Below are 16,002 nucleotides of genomic sequence, written 5' to 3'. Positions count from 1 at the left end.
GCGGAACCAGCATCTCACCGCCTGCCTTCGTTCGAGCCCGGTCCGATCTCCGGTGAAACGCGGATCACGATCCGGATGTCGCCCGGGGTCTCATGTCTTGTCCCCGATCTTACCCCGTCTTGGCACGGGGAATGTCGGCACGGTGAGTCTTGGCGAGGTCTTGGCAAGCGGAGGCGCCGCCTCATATGCTGCCCGCGCCGCCGATCCGTCGCGGCCCCGTTTCCCGGCTTGAGATCCTGACGCATGAAGCTTGCGATGCTGGCCTGCCTCGCCGCCCTGTGCCTCGCCGGGCCGATCGCGCATGCGGCCCCGGGCGAGGCGTCCAAGCCAGCGCTGCCGACGACCGGCACCCGGCCGGTCGAGACTGCGATGCCGCATCCGGTCGCGCCGTCCGGCGAGGCGGGGCCCGCCCAGGCCCGGCAGGGCACCAGCGCCCGGGTCGAACGCCGCCGCCGTTCCTACGCGGCCTGCAACCGCGCCTCGCATCAGCGCGGGCTGCGTGGTGGTAAGCGCCGGCGGTTCCTGATCCGCTGCCGGCTCGGCTACGAGCGGACCCGCGGCCAATCGGGCCAGTCGGCGGGACAGGTCCCCGGGCAGGCGGGACAGCCCGCCGGACAGCCGGTGCAGCCGGGCCGGAAGCCGTGATGCGCTCCAACAGGCCCCCATCCCGATCGGACGATCTGTCATCGGCCCGATGGCGGCGATGAGGCTCGTGGTCTTCGACGTCGACGGGACCCTCGTCGACAGCCAGCACCTCATCGTGGCGGCACAGGGACTCGCCTTCGCGGAGAACGGCCTGCCCGCCCCCGGGCGACGGGAAGCCCTGTCGGTGGTCGGCCTCTCGCTGCCGCAGGCCTTCCGCCGGCTCGTCGGCGACGACGGGCCGATCGCGGAGCTCTCGGAAAGCTACAAGCAGGCCTACAACCGGCTGCGACTCGATCCTGCCTATGAGGAGCCGCTCTTCCCCGGCATGGCCGATCTGCTGGCCCGGCTGCGGGAGCGCGACGACGTTCTGATCGGACTGGCCACCGGCAAGTCGCGGCGCGGGGTCGACCGGCTGGTCGCGCATCACGGTTGGACCGACTGGTTCGTGACGACCCAGAGCGCCGACGACGCGCCGTCCAAGCCCGATCCGACCATGCTCCAGCAGGCCATGGATGAGGCCGGATGCCCGCCCGAGGCCACCGTGATGGTCGGCGACACCACCTTCGACATCGCCATGGGGGTGGCGGCCGGCGCCGAGTCCGTCGGCGTCGCCTGGGGCTACCACCCGCCCGAGGCGCTCATCAGCGCGGGGGCCGCCGCCGTGATGCCGAGCGCTGGCGCCCTCGAGACCCGGCTCCTCGCCGCCGCGGCGCCGCGTCCCTGAGCCCGGGAGGCTCGCGCGCGGGCCCGGGAAGGCCTATCTCGCCCCCATGAGCGATGAGACGACAGACTGGCTCGGCCAGCCGCGCGACGACGAGACGCCTGATCCGGTTCGGGCCGCCCGCGGTCACGCGAAGCCCGCCCTCCCCCGGAGGTTCTACAAGGAGGCCGGCTTCGCGGAGGATCCGGACGGCTTCCGCCTGACCCTGGACGGCCGCCCGGCCAACACGCCGGCCCGCAACCCCCTGCGCCTGCCCACCCGCGCCCTGGCCGGGGCGGTCGCGGCCGAGTGGGCGGCCCAGGACCCGCAGATCGACCCGTCCCGGATGCCGCTGACCCGGCTCGCCAACACGGCGATCGATGGCGTCGCTCCGCGGTTGGACGCGGTCACCGCAGACCTGTGCGCCTATACGGGCACCGACCTCGTCGCCTACCGGGCCGGGGATCCGGAGCGACTGGTCGCGGCCCAGGCCGCAGCCTGGGACCCGATACTCGATTGGGCGCGGGAGAGGTTCGGTGTCCGGGTGATCCTGAGTGAGGGCGTGATGCACGTCACCCAGCCGGCCGACACGGTGCGGGCGCTCTCCGCCGCGGTGGAGACGGTGACCGACCCGTTCCGCCTCGCCGGACTGCACACGCTGACGACGCTTACCGGGTCCCTGCTGATCGCGCTGGCGGTCCTTGAGGGGCGTCTCACACCGGCGGAGGCCTGGGCCGCCGCTCATGTCGACGAGACCTATCAGGCCGAGGTCTGGGGCCGCGACACCGAGGCGGAGGCGCGCCATGAGGCCCGCCGCGCCGAGTTCGAGGCTGCTGCCGACTTCGTCGGAGCCCGTCGCTGATGGGACAGGTCCCGGTCGGTGCATCCCGGCCGATGCAAGGGCGCAACAATCCGAAACTTGCCGCGCGGGCCGCGGGCTGCCGGCTGACTCGGTCCGAAGACTGTTCTAAGGTCGTTTCCCGTTGCATTCGGGTCGACCATGTGTGCCGCTCAGTCCGTGCCGTGCAGCTTCGAGGGTGAGATGGCCGCGCTCGCCGCGCGTGTACAGTCGTTCGGCGACAGGCCTGACCGCTATGCACTCTTCGACGCCCTGCGCGACCTCGAAGATCGAGCTTCGACCGGGGGCGCTTCGGGTTCGACACTGCGGAAGATTGCGGAAATCCGGTTCTTCGCCGGGATTCTACGTGAGGCGGTTCGTCCCTTTCCGCTGGCGTCCCTGCGGACCGTCCTGCGGGCCTGCGGCGCCGGTGACAGGCGCGTGGGCGTGGCCGCCGGGTACGAGGGTTGAGCATCGCGCGGGACGCGCCTCACGGCGCCGCGGCGAGCGCCGCCTGAATCTCCGCCTCCAGGGCGGCTGGCTTTGTCCTGGGGGCGTAGCGGGCGATGACCCGGCCATCGCGCCCTACGAGGAACTTCGCGAAGTTCCACTTCACCGCCCGGGTACCGAACAGCCCGCGCCGGGCATGTGTGAGATAATCGTACAGCGGTTCGGCCCCCGGTCCGTTCACCGCGACCTTCGCCAGGACGGGGAAGCTCACCTCGTATTTCAGGGTGCAGAAGCGGGCGATCTCGGCGGCGTCGCCGGGCTCCTGCGCGGCGAACTGATTGCAGGGAAAGCCCAGAACCGTCAGGCCCGCAACCCGGTACCGCCGCCAGAGCGCTTCCAGCCCCTCGTATTGCGGGGTGAAGCCGCAACGCGAGGCCGTGTTCACGATCAGCAGCACTTGGCCGCGATGCTGGGCGAGCGCGTAGGGCGTCCCGTCGGCAGCGGTAACAGTGAAGTCATGCACCGTCGTCATGCACGATCCATCGGGCAAGCCGGCCCGCTTCGCAAGATGCGCACGCCACCTGTGACCGCATCGGCGTCGGGGCCGCGCGTCGCAACCGATTGGGTCTTCCGATCGAGAGCGCTCTCTGCAGACGCGGACACCGCTGGCGCGAGCGGGTGCGTCGCGACAGCGGCCTGGAGCCGCGCCCGATCGTAACGCAATCCGACGCGACTCTGATGTGGGTCATAGTTATGGCTACCGATATTGTATAAAGGTGTGCCAAGTGCAGCAATGGCGATCGGCGCGGCTGCGAGTGAGGGTTGGCCGTACCCCCGCCTGGAGGTTATTAGGCTACGTCGATGCCGCGCTTCCACTTCCATGTCCACGACGGCTGTTCCGTGCTGGATACGGAAGGGACTGAGCTGCCCGACACTCAGGCCGCCCGGCTCGAAGCCATTCGGATCGCCGGCGACATCCTGAAGCACGACGCGCACCGGATCGCCCTCGGCGAGGATTGGCGCATCGAGGTGACCGACGATACGGGTCTCATCCTGTTCCAGATGACCTTCCTGGTGGTCGAATCCCCCGTGATGCGGCGCGCTGCCGGCGCGGATCGTTGAACGCGGTTGCCCGCTCAGGCCGGCACCTTCTCCACGTCGAAGCTCGGCCCCTGCGGCGTCATCCGCTCCCGCGAGACGATGCGCTCCTGGGCCGAGACCACCCCGAGGCTGACGTCACGGTCCGGCAGGACGACGGTGGTGGTCTTGTTCACGTGGACCAGCACGTGCCGGCGCAGCGGCACCGAGGCTGCGGCCCATCGCTTGAGCTGCCCGTAATAGGGCTCGCGCCGCCACGCATTCGCCTGCCCGGGATCGACCTGCACGTTCATGTTGCGGGTGAGCGGATCCAAAGCCAGCACCATCTTGGCGCGATCGGGTTTCCATTCCGGCCCAAGCCAGCTCTCCGTCATCCAGAGGCAGTGGAAGGCGCGGCAATGGTCGGGGCGGGTGGCGTGGATGGCGCAGCCCTGCCCGGCCTTGGTGTGCCGGCACCATTGGCCGGCCACGCTCTCGACTGCCGGCACGTCGTAGACCTTGCAGCAGAGCGTGCAGGCGCCGCAGGCGCGGCCGGGGGCGGGCTGGGCGACGAAGGTTTCGGGTTCGAGCATGGGGCGTACAGCGCGTCCGGCATGCATCCGACAACGGCCGGAGGCGGGTCCGCCGGGCTACCTGCCGGTGCATCGGGTCGGTAGTGTGGCGGATCCCCTCGGCACGAGGACCTGCCGCCGATGCTCTCGAATCTCGCGACCCGCGACGTCGAAACCCTGCTCCACCCCTACACCAACCTGTCGACGCACCGACAGACGGGCCCGCTGGTCCTGGAGCGCGGCCAGGGCGTCCATGTCTACGACACGGAGGGGCGCGCCTATATCGAGGGCATGTCGGGCCTGTGGTGTACGGCGCTCGGCTACTCGAACACCGAACTCGTCGAGGCGGCTCAGACGCAGATGGCGCGCCTGCCCTTCACCCACCTGTTCTCGGGCCGCAGCCACGATCCGGGGATCGAGCTCGCCGAGACGCTCAAGGAGCTGATGCCGGTCCCGACCTCGAAGATTTTTTTTACGTCCTCGGGGTCAGAGGCCAACGACACCCAGGTCAAGCTGACATGGTACTACAACAACGCGCTCGGCCGGCCGCGTAAGAAAAAGATCATCGCCCGGCAGAAGGGCTATCACGGGGTCACGGTGGCGAGCGCCTCGATGACCGGGCTGACGGCGAACCACGCCGATTGGGACCTGCCGCTGCCGGGCTTCCTGCACGTCTCCGCCGCCCACCACTATCGGGGCGCTGAAGCAGGCGAGAGCGAGGAGGCCTATTCGGCCCGGCTCGCCGCCGAGCTGGAGGAGACGATCCTGCGCGAGGGCCCCGAGACGGTGGCGGCCTTCATCGCCGAGCCGGTGATGGGCGCGGGCGGGGCGATCGTGCCGCCGCGCGGTTACTTCGCGGCGATCCAGGCCGTGCTGGCGAAATACGACGTGCGTTTCATCGCCGACGAGGTGATCTGCGGCTTCGGCCGGTGCGGCACGTGGTTCGGCAGCGAGGCGCTCGGCGTCCGGCCGGACTCGATCTCCTTCGCCAAGGCGCTGACCTCCGCCTATATGCCGCTCGGCGGCGTCAGCATCGACGAACCGCTCTATCAGGTCCTGATCAGCCAGAGCGAGAAGCTCGGTACCTTCGGCCACGGCACGACCTATTCGGGGCATCCCGTGGCCGCCGCGGTGGCGCTGAAGGCGATCGAGATCTACCGGCGCGACAGGGTCATCGAGGGCGCGGCTGAGAAGGCGCCGCATTTCCAGCGCCGGCTCGCGACGCTCACCGAGCACGACATTGTGGGCGAGGCCAACGGCATCGGGCTGATTGGCGGGCTGGAGATCGTCGCCGACAAGGCGAGCAAGCGGCAATACGACCCGAAGAAGGGCGTGGCCGCCCGCTGCGTCGCCTTCGCGCAAGGTGAGGGACTGATCGTGCGCGCGCTGGCCGGCGATCGCGTCGCCGTCTGCCCGCCGCTGATCATCACACCGGACGAGATCGACGCCCTGTTCGACCGGCTCGGCCGGGCGCTGGACCGGACCCGCGACTGGATCCGCGCGGAGGGGCTGGAGGCGATGCCGGGGTGAGCCGGTCCGGCACCGACCTTTTTCCGGACGCCTGAAACGAACGTGGCAGGTGATCCGGGAACCGGGGCCAAACGTCGCGAGGCGGCCATCTTGACCAGCTGGTGCCGCTGTCGCGGCGATTCTTGCGCCGGCTCCCGGTTCGCATTCCGCTTTCGTGCCATGCGCCCGGGAAAGGGCGCGTGGCATAGGCGCCCCCGCCGATCCCAAACCGCGCGCTCACTCCCCGCCGCGCTGCGCCTCCGGCAGCGCGCTCGCCTGCACCCCGGTCGCCGTCAGCGGCGTGATCCGCAGCGTCGTGATCCGGTTCTTGGCCTTCCGGATCACCTGGAAGCGGAACCCGTGAAAGTTGAAGGCCGTGCCCTGGTCGGGGATGGTCCGGGCCTCGTGGATCACGAGGCCCGCGATCGTGGTGGCCTCCTCGTCGGGCAGGTTCCAGTCCATCGCCCGGTTGAGGTCGCGGATCGGCACGCCGCCATCGACATTGACCGAGCCGTCCCCCTGCGGCCGCACCCCGGAGACCGTGACGTCGTGCTCGTCGGCGATCTCGCCGACGATTTCCTCCAGGATGTCCTCCAGGGTCACCAGCCCCATCACCTCGCCGTACTCGTCGACCACCAGGGCGAAGTGGGTCTTCTTGGTCAGGAACGCCTTGAGCTGGGCGCGCAGCGAGGTCGTGCCCGGCACGAACCACGTCTCCAGCGCCAGCGCCTCGACCTTCAGCCCCGAGGCGTCACCCCCCGCGGCGTCGAGCGCCCGCAGCAGGTCCTTGGCGTGGAGGACGCCGATGATGTTCTCGGGCGTGCCGCGCCACAGGGGCATCCGCGTGTAGGGCGAGGACAGGACCGCCCGCACGATGTCCTCGGAGGATTGGTCGGCGTCGATCGCCCGCATCTTGGTGCGGTGGACCATCACGTCGGAGACGGTCAGCTCCGACAGGTCGAGGAGGCCACCGAGCATGTCGCGCTCGGCCTTGGCGACCCCGCCCTCGCGGTGCATCAGCGCCACCTGCCCGCGCAATTCCTCGGCGGCGGTGAGGATCGACTGGTGCTCGCCGATGGTCACGCCGAACGGCTTCAGCATCAGCCGCACCAGCTGCTCGATGGCGATTGCCAGCGGTCCCATGATGGCGACCGCGAAGGCGACGGGACGCGCGGTGACGAGTGCGGTCTGGTCGGGCTTCGAGATGGCGAGCGTCTTCGGCAGCACCTCGGCGAAGACGATGACCAGCACCGACATGCCGACGGTCGCGTAGATCACGCCGCTCTTGCCGAACAGGGCGGTCAGCACGCTGGTGGTAAAGGCCGAGGCGCCGATCGCCACGATGTTGTAGCCGATCAGCATGGCGCCGATGAAGCGCTCGCGGATCGCCAGGATGCGGTTGACGATTGCCGCCCGCGGGTCCCCCGCCTGCTCCAGCGTGTGCATCCGCGCCCGGGAGGCGGCCGTGAACGCGGTCTCGGCCCCCGCGAAGAAGGCCGAGAGCAGAAGCGAGATCACCACGATGCTCGCGGCGAACCACAGGTCGATTTCGGTGTCCATCGGTTCCGTCAGGCCAGCCTACAATGGCGACTCGGCCGCCCATATAGCGGCTCGCGCCGCTTATTGCGCGTCGGTCCGGCGCACCGTCCACGTCGCCCAGTAGACCGGGCGGCCGTAAAGGCTCGACGTGTCGCGGCCGGAGGCGGTCGGGGCGAGGCGATCGAGCCAGGTCAGGAAGCCGGCCTTGTTGGGGTAGATCGACGGCGTGTCGAGGTTCCCTTGCGCGTCCGTCATCCAGAAATGGGCGCTCCGGTCGAAGCGGCCGCTGCCGTCGCCCCCCGAGCGCAGGCCGAGATAGGCGGGCGAGCGGCCGGCCTCCACCGGGTCGGCATAGAGCTTGAGGGTGCCGATCCCGTCGAGGCTCATGTCGGCGGTGTATTGCAGGCAGATATCGGCCACCGGGCCGCCCGGCGCGTTGGCGGGCCGCTGGCAGGTGTAGGACACCGCCCAGCGCTGCATCCCCTTGGCGCGGGCAACCCGCACGAGGCTCCCCGGCGGCAGGGGCCCGGCGAGCTTTTTTGCGACGGACCAGACCTTGGGTCCGGACAGGTCCTGGGCGGTGCGCAGATAGAGGGCCGTGCGCCGCTTCTCGGGGGCGAGGCCGCAATCCTCCGGCAGCACGTCCGTGTAGACGTAGTGATAGGTGCGCTCGACGATGCTGATCGAGCCCGCGAGCCCGTGGGTCTCGAAGGCCGGCGCCGTGCAGGCGGAGGCCACCGGCTTGCCGGCCTCGTCCATCACGGGCGCGGGGCTGGGCGGGTTGCTCCGCCCGCGGCCGGTGCCGGCCTGAAACGGCGTCCAGCTCAGCCCGTAGCCGTCGGCGCTGCGCGTGCGGATCTCGAAGCTCTGGAAGTCGAGGGTGCGGGCCTCGATCTGGACCCGGCGTCGGACATCGGCCGGCCCCGGTCCCGCCTCGTCCGGCTCGGCCCGACGCCGCCCGCGGCGTCTGCCCGTCTGGGCCTCATCCTGCCCGGCGGCCACGCCCACCCGCTCCTGCCCGAGCAGGAAGACGTAGCTGTAGGCCTCGCCCGCCCAGTCGCGGCCGGCGATGGCGATGGGGTCGCGCGGGCCGATCCCCTCGGCGGAGGGCGTCGGCTCGGACCAGCCGCGGGACTTCGTGCGCTCCTCGGGCAGGTCGACCCAGAACCGGTCTGCCGAGGGTGGCAGCGTCGTGACCAGCGCCTCCACGGTACGCCCCGTGCGCAGGGACCCGCCGTCGCGGCTGTCGGTGGCGCGGCGCTCCGGGCAGGGCTCCTCGCGACGGGATGCGAACGGAGTCTGGCCCTGGAACACGGTCTGGATCGGTCCGGGCGCCTCGGTGCGGGGGAGCTTCAGGATCTGCACGCCGCGCACGAAGGCGCACGGCGCGGGGGCGATCAGCACACCCTCGGCCTCCGAACCCTCGCGGCAGATCTCCAGGCCCCCGCCGCCGGTGATGTAGCAGCTCGGCGCACTGCCCTCAAAGCCCGCGGACCGCGCCGCCGCCGGATTCGGTCCGAGCAGGACGGATATCGCCACACCGCCGAGGGCCGCCATCAGCGCGGCCCCACGCCTCACCGTGCAATCCTGAGCTGGGAGATCAACGGTATCGGCGGGCGATGTGAGGGCAGTCTTCTGAAAAACCACGTCTATCGCCGGTTGTGATCCGATCGTCGGACAAGTCGCGCTGGCTTTAGCCTACGGCCGTCGGACCGGAAAGGGGCGCGAACCACGCATGCACCGTTCCGATGGGGATGGGGCGAACCCCTTGCCCGCTCGCCCGTTGTCGCGGCTTGAGGGCCCCGCGGGCCCGATCGTTTCAGCGTCCGGAGAACAGCGCATGGATATCGCCGTCGAAACCGTCACCGACATCGTCATGCGGCTGCGGGCCATCGAGGTGAAGGAAGGCAATACCGATCCGGATTCGGGCTCGAACCCGATCGACGACGGGTCCACCGACGTCCTGATCTCCGGCACCGACGATGCCACGGAGGAGGAAGTCCGCGGCATGATCGCGGCGCTCGACGACGATGCCCGGGCGGAGCTGCTGGCGCTGCTCTATATCGGCCGCGGCGACATGGAGCCGGAGGAGTGGGGCGAGGCGGTCCGCTTCGCCCGGGAGCGCGAGGCTGCGGGCGACGGCGCCGTCAAGGAACTGCTGGGCTCGCCCGATGCCGGGGACCTGCTGGAGGAGGGCCTGGATGCGCTGGGGCTGAGCCCCGAGCTCCCCCAGGCCTGATCGACCACCGTCGTGGCGACCCGGGTAGCCTCCCGTGTGCGCAGGGGCGCCGGCAAGGCGCTGCGCGTCCTCGTCCGGCCGGTCCGCCGGGCGCAGGGCCATGGCGGCAAGGGCCGTGGCGGCCTCGTGGTCGAGCCCTATCGCGGCTACGGCTCGCGGGAGGCGATCTTTCTGATCGGCCGCGTGTTCCGGCAGTCCCCCGGGATTCCAGGGGAGGATCCGGACTCCCTGCGGGCGCAATGGCGCGACCTGCGCCGCCGCATTTCCCGGCGCACGGTCGCGGGGGCCTGCGTCTCCGCCACATTCGGCGGGGACGCGGTGCGGGTCGAGACCGACCGGGACGGCTATTTCCGCGTGCACCTGCACCCGGCGAGCCCCCCGGCCGAGCCCGGGGAATGGCATGCGGTGAACCTCGTCCTCGAGAGCGAGCCGCCGATCCCGGCGGAGGGCGCGGTGTTCATCCCGCCTGGGAACTGCCGCTGCGTCGTCGTCAGCGACATCGACGACACGGTGATGCGCACCGGCGTCGCCAACAAGCTCAAGATGCTCTGGCGGCTGTTCGTCGAGGATGCCGAGAGCCGGGTCGCCTTCCCGGGTGTCGCCGCCCTGTACCGGGCGCTGCATGCCGGTGCCGGTGGCGCGGAGGGCAACCCGATGCTCTACGTCTCCCGGGCGCCCTGGGGCCTCTACGAGATGCTGTCGGAGTTCTTCCAGCGGCACGGCATCCCGGCGGGGCCGGTGCTGTTCCTGCGGGAATGGGGCCTGTCCTGGACGCATCCGCTGCCGCGCCGGGCGACCGACCACAAGCAGGCGCTGATCCGGCATATGCTCGACCTCTACCGGGATCTGCCCTTCGTGCTGATCGGCGACAGCGGCCAGCACGATCCGGAGGTCTACGCGCAGATCGTCGAGGAGAATCCCGGGCGGGTGCTGGCGGTCTACATCCGCAACGTGTCGCGCAATGCCGCCCGGACCGAGGAGATCGTGCGCCTGGCCGGCGCCGTCGCCCGGGCGGGGTCGAGTCTGGTGCTCGCCGCCGACAGCGTCGCCATGGCCGAGCACGCCGCCGCGATCGGTTTGATCACCCCCGCGGCCGTGGCCGGCGTCGCCGACGAGCACGCCGCCGACGCCGAGACCGGGCCACGCCGGGAGACCGCCCGGATCACGCCGGACCCCGCCGAACCCGAGGCCCCGATCGCCCGGGAGGCGATCGCCGAGGCTTTGGCGGGCGACGACAGCGTGCCGGCGACCCTGGTGGTCGAGCCGGAGGCTCCGGCCACGCTGCCGCGCCTCGACGCCTGAACGCGCGGCCGCGAACGTCATCCGGACCCCTGGTCCGGCTCGATCCATCCCATACCCTGACTCCACGCGCAGCCGGCACCCGCCAAGATGGGGTTCGCAGACCGGGCTGCGGCATGAGGAACCGAGATGCGCCTGAGCCTGTCCGCGCTGCTGTTGATCGCCTGTGGCACCCAAGCGGCCTTCGGGCAGGCTTCGCCCTCGCCCTCGCTCGCCGCCGCGTCCGATCGCCCCTTCGCGCAGCTGGAGGCCAAGATCGGGGCCGCCAACGCCGCGCCGGGTCCGCGGACGGTCCCGGCCAAAGTCATACCGGTGCCCGACACGGTGAGCCCGCAATTCCGCACAACCGTGGCGGCGCCCTACCGCGTGCCAGCCTGGAACGCGAACCCGCCGGACGCCGCGGCCTGGAAGGCGCTCATCGACAAGCTCGCCGCCGCGGGAGCCGCCGCCCTCCCGGCGCTGCGCGAAAAACTCGGCGTCACCAGCGAGGCCGCGGTGATCGGCGGCGTGAAGGCCTTCGTGATCCAGCCCCGGCAGATGCCCGAGGCCAACCGCAACCGACTGCTCCTGAACATCCACGGGGGCGGCTACGTCTACAATCCCGGCGAGGCAGGTACGCTGGAGGCGATCCTGATGGCCGGCCTCGGTGGCTTCAAGGTGATCGCGGTGGATTACCGGATGCCGCCCGACGCCCCCTACCCCGCCGCCATGGACGACGCGACCGCGGTCTGGCGCGCCATGCAGACCATGCAGAAGCCCCAGAACATGGCGGTGTTCGGCACCTCGACCGGCGGCGGCATGACCCTGGCCCTGATGCTCCGCGCCAAGGCCGAGGGTCTCGCGCTGCCGGCCGCCATCGGCCTCGGCACGCCCTGGGCCGACATGACCGAGACCGGCGACAGCTACCGGACCAACGAGTGGATCGACAACGTCCTCGTCAGCTATTCCGGCTACCTGACGCCGGCCGCCAAGCTCTACGCCGCCGGCCGCGACCTGAAGGACCCGCAGCTCTCGCCGATCTACGGCGACTTCACCGGCCTGCCGCCCGCGCTCCTGATCACCGGGACCCGGGGCCTGTTCCTGTCGAACACCGTGCGGACCCACCGGAAGCTGCGCGCGGCCGGGATCGAGGCCTCGCTCCAGGTGTTTGAGGGGATGTCCCACGCCCAGTACCTGTTCACGCCGGATGCGCCCGAAACCAAGGAGGCGTTCGGCGAGATGGCCCGGTTCTTCGACGCCCATCTGGGCCGCTGAGGAAGCGATTTCGGCACCGGCGAGGCGCGGGCCTCACGAAATGGTGCAATGCAGCATCGCGGTGGGGAGGGTTCACATCCCGGTCGCGATGCATAGGTTCGGGCGCTCGCATGCTGGTCCATGCCCATGGCATCCGCTGGAGCCCATTCGTGCAAACCTACACCCTGGCCATTTCCGACGGCGTCCTGTTCGCCTGCCTGCCCGACGAGGCCGACATCTCGGCCGCGATCACCGACGCGACCGCCACCAATTACGGTTTCGGCCTCAGCCTCGATATCGTCCGCGGGGCGACCCTGACCGATGCGGCAGGGCCCGAGGATGAGGTCGTCTGGCAGGAGAGCCCCGACAGCGAATTGCTCGACGCGCAGGGCCGGCGCTATCGCTACGCGGTCCGTCGCCCCTGCTGAAGGCATCGCATCGGCTCTGACGCCGGGGGCCTCAGCAGTGCTACGCTCCGCCAATGGGGGCGGACACGATCAGCGCGGGGTGTAGAGGCGGCCTCGCTCGCTTCCTCGTCCTCTACGGCACGCTTTATGGGGCCTACGGCGTCCTCTCGCCGATCCTGCCGGGTTTCCTGGCGGCGCGCGGCCTGAGTTCCGGTGAGATCGGGCTGTTCCTCGCCGCCGCGGGCGCCCTGCGCCTCGTCATCGGCCCCTTGGCCGGATCCTGGGCCGACCGGCGGCAGGCCGCCCGCCCGATCCTGGCAGCGAGCCTCGCCGTGGCAGGCCTCGCCGTCCTGGCCCACCTGCCCGGCGCCGGGTTCGCGCCGCTGATCGGGCCGGGCCTCCTCTACGCGGCGGGCACCGCCGCCTCTGCCCCGCTCGCCGATGCCCTGGCGCTGGCGGCTGCGCGCGGCGGGGCGGCCTTCCAGTACGGCTGGGTCCGCGGGGCCGGCTCGGCGGCCTTCATCGCCGCCACCGTGGCGGCGGGATGGCTGATCGCGGCAGCGGGCCTCGCTGCCGCCCTCTGGGCCAGCAGCGCCCTGTTCCTCGCCGCGTCTGTCGCCTCCCTCGCCCTGCCCGCCGGCCGGATCGGATCGGTGGCCGCCGAACCGCCCTGGCGGGGCTTCGCCGAACTCGTGGCGCTCCCACGCTTCCGCCGGACGGTGATGGCCGCCGCCCTGGTGATCGGCGCCCACGCCATGCATGACGGGTTCGCCATGATCCTGTGGCGCTCCGCCGGGATCGCGGCCGGGACCGCCGGCCTGCTCTGGTCGGTCTCGGTGGCGGCCGAGGTCCTCGTCTTCCTGCTCGTCGGACCGCCCCTTCTGGCCCGGATCGGACTCCCGGCCGGCATCGCGGTGGCGGCCTGCGCGGGGGCGCTCCGCTGGGCGGTGCTGGGCGCGACCGTCTGGGTGCCGGCCCTCGCCGCCGTCGAGGCGCTGCATGGCTTGAGCTTCGCGCTCCTGCATCTCGCCTGCCTCGGCCTGATCGAGGAGACCACGCCGCCGGAGCGGCGCGCTACCGCGCTCGCCCTCTACGGGACGCTCGGCCTCGGCCTGTCCGGCGTGCTGGCGACGCTGGCCTCCGGCTGGCTCTACGGCGCCGTCGGGGCGAAAGCCTTCTGGGCGATGGCGGCCTTGAGCCTCGCCGCCCTGCCCCTGGTGCCCGGCCTGCGGACGCGCTGAACCTGTGGTACGGACCCGGAACGGAGCCGCCGAAACGCCCTGATGCCGTCTGTCGCCGAGATCCTGATCCCGCTCGCCCTCGACACGCCCTACAGCTACGTGGTGCCGGCCGGGCTCGACCTTGCCACCGGCGACGTGGTTCAGGTGCCGCTGGGCCCGCGCGAGATCGTCGGCGTCGTCTGGGGGCTGGCCGAGACCGCCGGCGGCTCGAACCTGCGGCCGGTGACGGGCCGCCTGCCCTACCCACCCCTGTCCGAGCCGCTGCGCAGCCTCGTGGACTGGATCGCCCGCTATACGCTGGCGCCCAAGGGCTCGGCCTTGTCCATGGTGCTGCGCCTGCCCGACGAGACCAACGCCGCCGAGACCATCCGGGTCGCCGTGCGCATCACCGACAAGCCCCCGTCCCGGCCGACCCCCGCCCGCACCAAGGTCCTGGCGGTCGCCATTGACGGCGCCCTGCGCGGCAAGAGCGCCCTCGCCAAGGAGGCCGGGGTCTCCGTCTCCGTCGTGGACGGGCTGATCGACGACGGCGTCTTGGAGACCGTGGCGGTCGAGCCCGAACCGGTCGCCCCGCGGCCCGATCCCGACTTCCCACGGACGCCGCTCTCCCCCGCGCAGGGCGGGGCCGTCGATGAGCTGCTGGAGGGCTTTCCGTGGCACCGGCCGTCCGGTGCGACGGAGGCGGCCGCCGATCTGCGGCCGGTCCTGCTGGAGGGCGTCACGGGCTCGGGCAAGACCGAGGTCTATTTCGAGGCGGTGGCGGCCTGCATCCGAGCGGGGCTCCAGGCGCTGATCCTGATGCCCGAGATTGCCCTGACGGCGCAGTTCCTCGACCGGTTCGCGGCGCGCTTCGGTGTGCGGCCGGCGGCGTGGCATTCCGGGATCGGCGGCAAACGACGCGAGCGGCTGCGGGCCGCGGTGGCCGAGGGCGAGGCCCTGGTGGTGGTCGGTGCCCGCTCGGCCCTGTTCCTGCCCTTCGCGCGGCTCGGCCTGATCGTGGTCGATGAGGAGCACGAGACCGCCTACAAGCAGGAGGACGGCGTCCACTATCACGCCCGCGACATGGCGGTGGTGCGCGGGCGCCTGGAAGGCTGCCCGGTGGTGCTGACCTCGGCGACGCCGGCCATCGAGACGCGGGTCAACGCCGCCCGGGGGCGCTACCGGCACGTGCTCCTGCCCGAACGCTTCGGCGGCCGGAAGATGCCCGACATCGCGGCGATCGACATGCGCCGGGACCAGCCCGAGCGCGGGCGCTTCCTCAGCCCGCCGCTGGTCAACGCGGTCAAGCACACCCTGGAGCGCGGCGAGCAGGCACTGCTGTTCCTCAACCGCCGGGGCTATGCGCCGCTGACCCTGTGCCGGGCCTGCGGCCATCGGTACCAGTGCAAGAACTGCTCGACCTGGCTGGTGGAGCACCGCTTCCGCCGGGCCCTCGTCTGCCACCAATGCGGCTACGCCGAGCGACGGCCGGAGGCCTGCACCGAATGCGGCACCTTCGACAATCTCACCGCCTGCGGCCCCGGGGTCGAGCGGATCGCCGAGGAGGCCGCCGAGGTGTTTCCGGGCCGGCGCATCGTCGTGCTGTCGAGCGACTTCCCCGGGGGCGCCGAGCGCCTGCGGCAGGAGCTCGACGCGGTGGCGGCCGGGGAATGCGACGTGGTGATCGGTACACAGCTCGTGGCCAAGGGCCACAACTTCCCGTTCCTGACACTGGTCGGCGTGCTCGATGCGGATATCGGCCTGACCTCGGGCGATCCCCGGGCGGCGGAGCGCACCTTCCAGCTGCTCCAGCAGGTCACCGGCCGCGCCGGGCGCGGCGAGAAGCCCGGTCGGGCCCTGGTCCAGACCTACCAGCCGGACCATCCGGTGATCGCGGCGCTGCTGTCGGGGGATGCCGAGCGGTTCTATCAGGAGGAGATCCAGGCCCGGGAGGCGGCCGGCCTGCCGCCCTTCGGCCGGCTCGCGGCGCTGATCGTGTCGGCGAGCGACCGGGCCGTCGCGGAGGCGCACGGGCAGGCGCTCGCCCGCGCCGCCGATCCGCCCGAGGGCGTGATGGTGCTCGGCCCCGCCGAGGCGCCGCTGGCCCTGGTGCGCGGGCGCTACCGCTTCCGGTTGCTGGTGAAGACCGAGCGCAACGTCGATCTCCAGAATTATCTGCGCTCCTGGCTCGCCCGGGGCCCGAAGGTGCGCGGCAATGTCCGGGTCGCGATCGATGTCGACCCCCAGAGCTTTTTGTAGGAGACTCGTCTACAC

16 protein-coding genes are annotated in these 16,002 nt (G+C 71.3%); 12 read left to right on the top strand and 4 right to left on the bottom strand.

The features are described 5' to 3' along the window. Positions 1–243: 243 nt before the first annotated feature. The 4 genes from MKK88_RS30090 (at position 244) to MKK88_RS30075 (ending at position 2,654) form a co-directional block, all read left to right on the top strand. Positions 244–645 carry a hypothetical protein gene (locus MKK88_RS30090; protein WP_244006694.1) on the top strand — a complete coding sequence of 134 codons (402 nt, stop codon included), beginning with the start codon at positions 244–246 and terminating at the stop codon, positions 643–645. 58 nt (positions 646–703) lie between these two features. Then, positions 704–1,369: an HAD-IA family hydrolase gene (locus MKK88_RS30085; RefSeq protein ID WP_244006692.1), complete on the top strand. Its 666-nt coding sequence runs from the start codon at positions 704–706 to the stop codon at positions 1,367–1,369. 46 nt (positions 1,370–1,415) lie between these two features. Then, positions 1,416–2,207: an ATP12 family chaperone protein gene (locus MKK88_RS30080; RefSeq protein ID WP_244006690.1), complete on the top strand. Its 792-nt coding sequence runs from the start codon at positions 1,416–1,418 to the stop codon at positions 2,205–2,207. 180 nt (positions 2,208–2,387) lie between these two features. Then, entirely contained in the window at positions 2,388–2,654 is a 267-nt protein-coding gene (locus tag MKK88_RS30075; RefSeq protein ID WP_244006688.1) for a hypothetical protein, read from the top strand. 19 nt (positions 2,655–2,673) lie between these two features. On the opposite strand, the gene MKK88_RS30070 is transcribed toward MKK88_RS30075, so the two are convergent. Further along, complete coding sequence (locus MKK88_RS30070; protein ID WP_244006687.1) at positions 2,674–3,165, bottom strand: glutathione peroxidase; 492 nt, start codon at positions 3,163–3,165, stop codon at positions 2,674–2,676. Between the two features lie 329 nt (positions 3,166–3,494). Here MKK88_RS30070 and MKK88_RS30065 point away from each other — a divergent pair, with 329 nt between their 5' ends. Further along, positions 3,495–3,755 (top strand): DUF6894 family protein, encoded by a 261-nt coding sequence (locus MKK88_RS30065; protein WP_244006685.1) that lies wholly within the window; start codon positions 3,495–3,497, stop codon positions 3,753–3,755. A 14-nt stretch (positions 3,756–3,769) separates the two neighbouring features. Here the strand turns inward: MKK88_RS30065 and MKK88_RS30060 are convergent, their stop codons facing one another. Beyond that, positions 3,770–4,303: a hypothetical protein gene (locus tag MKK88_RS30060; RefSeq protein ID WP_244006679.1), complete on the bottom strand. Its 534-nt coding sequence runs from the start codon at positions 4,301–4,303 to the stop codon at positions 3,770–3,772. A 120-nt stretch (positions 4,304–4,423) separates the two neighbouring features. On the opposite strand from MKK88_RS30060, the gene MKK88_RS30055 reads away from it, so the two are divergent. After that, positions 4,424–5,812: an aminotransferase gene (locus tag MKK88_RS30055; RefSeq protein ID WP_244006673.1), complete on the top strand. Its 1,389-nt coding sequence runs from the start codon at positions 4,424–4,426 to the stop codon at positions 5,810–5,812. 216 nt (positions 5,813–6,028) lie between these two features. Here MKK88_RS30055 and MKK88_RS30050 read toward each other — a convergent pair whose 3' ends face one another. Together MKK88_RS30050 and MKK88_RS30045 are read right to left on the bottom strand one after the other, a co-directional pair. Continuing rightward, on the bottom strand, positions 6,029–7,351 hold the full coding sequence (locus MKK88_RS30050; protein ID WP_244006671.1) for an HlyC/CorC family transporter: 1,323 nt from the start codon (positions 7,349–7,351) through the stop codon (positions 6,029–6,031). A 60-nt stretch (positions 7,352–7,411) separates the two neighbouring features. Beyond that, positions 7,412–8,887 carry a hypothetical protein gene (locus MKK88_RS30045; RefSeq protein WP_279602638.1) on the bottom strand — a complete coding sequence of 492 codons (1,476 nt, stop codon included), beginning with the start codon at positions 8,885–8,887 and terminating at the stop codon, positions 7,412–7,414. 283 nt (positions 8,888–9,170) lie between these two features. On the opposite strand from MKK88_RS30045, the gene MKK88_RS30040 reads away from it, so the two are divergent. The 6 genes from MKK88_RS30040 to MKK88_RS30015 all read left to right on the top strand — a co-directional run bounded on the left by MKK88_RS30040 (position 9,171) and on the right by MKK88_RS30015 (position 15,987). Then, positions 9,171–9,569: a DUF3775 domain-containing protein gene (locus MKK88_RS30040; RefSeq protein WP_244006668.1), complete on the top strand. Its 399-nt coding sequence runs from the start codon at positions 9,171–9,173 to the stop codon at positions 9,567–9,569. A gap of 459 nt (positions 9,570–10,028) precedes the next feature. Further along, a complete protein-coding gene (locus tag MKK88_RS30035; RefSeq protein WP_409566733.1) occupies positions 10,029–10,871 on the top strand; it encodes an App1 family protein in 843 nt (280 codons plus the stop codon). Between the two features lie 126 nt (positions 10,872–10,997). Continuing rightward, positions 10,998–12,122 carry an alpha/beta hydrolase gene (locus MKK88_RS30030; protein ID WP_244006665.1) on the top strand — a complete coding sequence of 375 codons (1,125 nt, stop codon included), beginning with the start codon at positions 10,998–11,000 and terminating at the stop codon, positions 12,120–12,122. Positions 12,123–12,271: 149 nt separating this feature from the next. Further along, on the top strand, positions 12,272–12,529 hold the full coding sequence (locus MKK88_RS30025) for a hypothetical protein (RefSeq protein WP_244006663.1): 258 nt from the start codon (positions 12,272–12,274) through the stop codon (positions 12,527–12,529). 53 nt (positions 12,530–12,582) lie between these two features. Then, a complete protein-coding gene (locus tag MKK88_RS30020) occupies positions 12,583–13,749 on the top strand; it encodes an MFS transporter (protein ID WP_244006662.1) in 1,167 nt (388 codons plus the stop codon). 42 nt (positions 13,750–13,791) lie between these two features. Beyond that, entirely contained in the window at positions 13,792–15,987 is a 2,196-nt protein-coding gene (locus MKK88_RS30015; RefSeq protein ID WP_244006660.1) for a primosomal protein N', read from the top strand. Positions 15,988–16,002: the final 15 nt, after the last annotated feature.

The organism is Methylobacterium sp. E-005 (assembly GCF_022829725.1).
Taxonomy (GTDB): Bacteria; Pseudomonadota; Alphaproteobacteria; order Rhizobiales; family Beijerinckiaceae; genus Methylobacterium.
Note: the sequence above shows the minus strand (reverse complement) of the source record. Positions and strands in the feature narration are given on the sequence as shown.